Source organism: Denitrobacterium sp., assembly GCF_056180635.1.
This window is the reverse complement of record NZ_JAZZJS010000091.1, coordinates 46,721-50,759: the sequence shown is the minus strand read 5'-3', so window position 1 is coordinate 50,759 and position 4,039 is coordinate 46,721. Positions and strand designations below refer to the sequence as shown.

At 62.9% G+C, this 4,039-nt stretch carries 3 protein-coding genes; 1 reads left to right on the top strand and 2 read right to left on the bottom strand.

Annotated elements, in window-relative coordinates; translation table 11 throughout:
• Window positions 1-591: 591 nt before the first annotated feature.
• Both AC04P6_RS08710 and dnaK read right to left on the bottom strand, forming a co-directional pair.
• Entirely contained in the window at window positions 592-1,212 is a 621-nt protein-coding gene (locus tag AC04P6_RS08710) for a nucleotide exchange factor GrpE (RefSeq protein WP_475566235.1), read from the bottom strand.
• 2 nt (window positions 1,213-1,214) lie between these two features.
• Window positions 1,215-3,125, bottom strand: a complete 1,911-nt coding sequence (dnaK, locus tag AC04P6_RS08705) for a molecular chaperone DnaK (protein WP_475566234.1) — start codon at window positions 3,123-3,125, stop codon at window positions 1,215-1,217.
• Between the two features lie 451 nt (window positions 3,126-3,576).
• Between dnaK and AC04P6_RS08700 the strand changes: the two genes are divergently transcribed.
• A complete protein-coding gene (locus AC04P6_RS08700; RefSeq protein WP_475566233.1) occupies window positions 3,577-3,765 on the top strand; it encodes a 4Fe-4S binding protein in 189 nt (62 codons plus the stop codon).
• Window positions 3,766-4,039: the final 274 nt, after the last annotated feature.

Below are 4,039 nucleotides of genomic sequence, written 5' to 3'. Positions count from 1 at the left end.
CGCCCGTCCCACGAGCCACCGACCCGGCGAGCGGAACCCAATCACATCAGGGCGCGCAGCGAAGCGTCCGCGCCCGTCCCACGAGCCACCGACCCGGCGAGCGGTGCCCACTCGCAGCAGGGCGCGCAGCGAAGCGAGCGCCCGTGAGTAGCCCCTCCGCAAGCGGTACCCCGTTGCAGCAGGGCGAACAGCGATGCGCATTCGCCCGTGGATAACGCACAAGCGGCATCCACTCGCAGCAGGGCGGACAGCGAAGCGTTTCCGCCCGTCCCACGAGCCACCGACCCGGCGAGCGGAACCCAATCACATCAGGGCGCGCAGCGAAGCGTCCGCGCCCGTCCACCGATTCCCGATCGGACCCCGGGTTCCCCCACATCCGGCAAGGATGCCGTGGGAGAAACCGGGCGACCCTGCTCGTAGCGGGGGTTGGTCCCGGCCCCTTCCGGGACCCTCTGAACACCAACCCCCGCGCTTGGCTCAGCCAAGCGCAAGTAAAAGCATGAAGCAGCGCAGCGCACGAGCGGCTCCGCCGCGAGCAGCGGAGCGGGGCGTCCCGGAAGGGCCCGGGACCAACCCCCGCGGACGAGAGGATTACTCCTTCTCGCGCGCAGGCCCGCCGGTACTCACCGTCACCATGGCCGGCCTAATCACCTTGACGCCCATCTTGTAGCCCTTCTGATAGACCTCTTGCACGGTCTCGTCGGGCACGTCGGCGTTGGGGACGGTTGCCACGGCCTGGGCCTCGAGGGCGTTGAACGCCTGGCCTACCGGGTCGATTACCTCGACGCCGGCCTTCGCGAGCACGTCGGCGAACTTGGCGTGCACCTTCTGCACGCCGTCGAGCAGGCCCGCTTCGCCGTTGTTCACGGCGTAGTCGATGCTGCGCTCGAAGTCGTCGAGCACGGGGATGAGGCCGCTTACGATGCCTTCGCAGGCACGCTTCTTCTCTTCCTCGCGCTGCGCGTTCATGCGGCGGCGGTAGGTATCCCATTCCGCGTGCAGGCGCATGAACTTATCCTGCCAGTCGGCCGCCTCGGCTTTTGCTGCGGCCAGGGCATCCTCCGCGGAAGGCTCTGCACCCTCGTTGGGGGCGTCCGCCGAGGCCGCTTCGGCAGCCTCGGAATCGGACGGGACGGAAGCAGCTTCGGGCTGAGAGGCTGAGGTTTCCTCTTCGGGAGTAACCTCGCTATTCATGTCCTTGGCTTCTTCCATGTTTACTTACCTTCGTTCTTGTTGTCGTCGACGACCTCGTAGTCGGCCTCGATGGGGCCATCGTTGCTGGCATCGGCTGCCTGAGCGCCCGCGGCGGCGTCGGCACCGGCCTGCTGCTGGCTGTACACAACCTCGGAGAGCTTGTAGCCAGCCTGCTTCAGCTTCTCGGCTGCAGCCTTCACGGCTTCCACATCGGTGCCTTCCAGGGCGGTCTTGGCCTCGGCAACGGCGTCTTCCGCAGCCTTCTTGGTGTCGGCAGGAACCTTGTCGCCCAGGTCGCGCAGCGTCTGCTCGGTGGCGTTCACCAGGGAGTCGCAGTTGTTGCGAGCCTCTACCTCGGCCTTGCGCTTGGCGTCTTCCTCGGCATGGCTCTCGGCGTCCTTCACCATGCGATCGACTTCGTCGTCGGACAGCGCGGTGCTGCCGGAGATGGTGATCTGCTGCTGCTTGCCGGTGCCCAGGTCCTTTGCGGAAACGTTCACGATGCCGTTAGCGTCGATGTCGAACGTGACCTCGATCTGCGGGATGCCGCGACGGGCAGCGGGAATGCCGGAGAGCTGGAACTTGCCGAGCGTCTTGTTGTCGGCGGCCATTTCGCGCTCGCCCTGCAGGACGTGAATCTCAACGCTCGTCTGGTTGTCGGCGGCGGTGGAGTAGATTTCCGTCTTGCGCGTGGGGATGGTGGTGTTGCGGTCGATCATCTTGGTCATGACGCCACCCATGGTTTCGACGCCCAGGGACAGAGGCGTGACGTCGAGCAGCAGGATGCCTTCGACATCGCCAGCCAGAACGCCGCCCTGAACGGCAGCGCCCATGGCGACTACCTCGTCGGGGTTAACGCTCATGTTGGGCTGCTTGCCCGTGATCGTCTTCACCAGTTCCTGCACGGCGGGCATGCGGGAAGAACCGCCAACCAGCAGAACCTCGTTCACGTCGCCAGTGGAAAGGCCGGCGTCGGTGAGGGCGCGCTGGACGGGCTGCTTGCAACGCTCGAGCAGGTCATGCGTGATGCGCTCGAACTCGGCGCGCGTCAGCGTGTAGTCGAGGTGCTTCGGGCCGGTTGCGTCGGCCGTGATGAAGGGCAGGTTGATGTTGGTCTGCGTGGTGCTGGAAAGCTCGATCTTGGCCTTCTCGGCAGCTTCCTTCAGACGCTGCAGGGCCATCTTGTCGCCACGGAGGTCGATGCCGTTTTCCTGCTGGAACTTATCGGCCATCCAGTCGATGATGCGCTGGTCCCAGTCGTCGCCGCCCAGGTGGTTGTCGCCAGCGGTGGAGCACACCTCGAACACGCCGTCGCCCAGCTCGAGCACGGACACGTCGAACGTGCCGCCGCCGAGGTCGAATACCAGGACCTTTTCGTCCTTGTTCGTCTTATCGAGGCCGTAGGCCAGGGCAGCGGCCGTGGGCTCGTTGATGATGCGCATGACTTCCAGACCGGCGATCTTGCCAGCATCCTTGGTGGCCTGGCGCTGAGCGTCGTTGAAGTACGCGGGAACGGTGATGACGGCCTGCGTGATGGGGCTGCCCACCTGCTTTTCGGCGTCGCTCTTCAGCTTCTGCAGAACCATGGCGGAGATTTCCTCGGCCATGTAGTCCTTGTTGTCGATGTCGACGACGGCGCGGCCATCCTTGCCGTTCTTCACGGTGTAGGAAACGGTCTTCTGCTCTTCGCCGGTTTCGCTGAAGCTACGGCCGATGAAGCGCTTCACGCTGGAAACGGTGTTCTCGGGGTTGGTTACGGCCTGGTTCTTGGCGGCCTTGCCAACCACGCGCTCGCCGTCCTTGCGGAAGCCGACCACGGAAGGCGTGGTGCGATCGCCTTCGGCGTTGACCAGGATTTCGGGCTCGGAGCCCTCCATGACGGCCATGGCCGAATTGGTGGTACCCAAGTCGATGCCGATGATCTTTGCCATAATGCTGTTCCTTTCCTACATGCTGCGCTGCCCGGCCCGAGTTTGCAAGATGCCGAAGCGCACGCTGGCAAGCTTTCTTTGCATATCGGCACTATAAAATCTAAGTGCCCCTCTGTCAAATTTCCTAAAATCGAGCGGTAAGAAATCTTTATATGCCCTCTGACCTGGGCGAAGTGGATTTGGGAACACGCACGTGGGTTGATAGCGGGTTGAGCCGCCACCATTCCGTAACCTTTCCGCCACAGAGCGCGAATGCGCGAACGCTCCCCCACTCGAAGGCGCGTTTTCCCAGCATGTCCCTATGTATTCGAATCGGTTCCTTTTCCCCATTAATCGAAGCCACATAGGGCTTTTTTTCAAAATTGCCTTGCAATGAGGCAGAGTCATGATATTTTGGGCGCATGGAGAAAGCAGGCATGGGTTAGGGACCTATGATTAGAAGGAGGCCATCATGGCACGTCCCCTTATTAGCACGGATGATTGCATCGGTTGCGGCATTTGCGTAGACGCTTGCCCCCAGGGCGTTCTGGAGGTAAACGGCGGCGCTGTAGAGGTTGCCAACGAGGAATCTTGCATCGCTTGCGGCGAATGCCTGGAAGAATGCCCCATGGGCGCCATCACCGAGATTTCGGAAGACTAGCGCTGGCAGCATAGCCATATGGCCAATGCGAGGAAGCCCGAAAGGGCTTCTTTTTTTGCCCTGACGCAGGGAAGCCGTGACGCCAAGCGCCTCGACCCGCGGCTTGGGGGCCTTATAATGCGGGCAAGGCACCTGGCGCCACGGCTTCAGGTGCTCCCTTCCCCAACAAGGAAGGGCGTGGCGTCCGTCACCGGGGCCGTTAAGGGAGACGGACGCCACTGAATATATGGTCCTCGTTCGCTATGGGTGACACGAACGCGACCGGTCGCAATGA

What these genes read in the sequence shown, in the direction of transcription:
- AC04P6_RS08700 (WP_475566233.1), top strand. Translation starts at nt 3,577, where the DNA reads ATGGCACGTCCCCTTATTAGCACGGATGATTGCATCGGTTGCGGCATT.
- AC04P6_RS08710 (WP_475566235.1), bottom strand. Translation starts at nt 1,212, where the DNA reads ATGGAAGAAGCCAAGGACATGAATAGCGAGGTTACTCCCGAAGAGGAA.
- dnaK (WP_475566234.1), bottom strand. Translation starts at nt 3,125, where the DNA reads ATGGCAAAGATCATCGGCATCGACTTGGGTACCACCAATTCGGCCATG.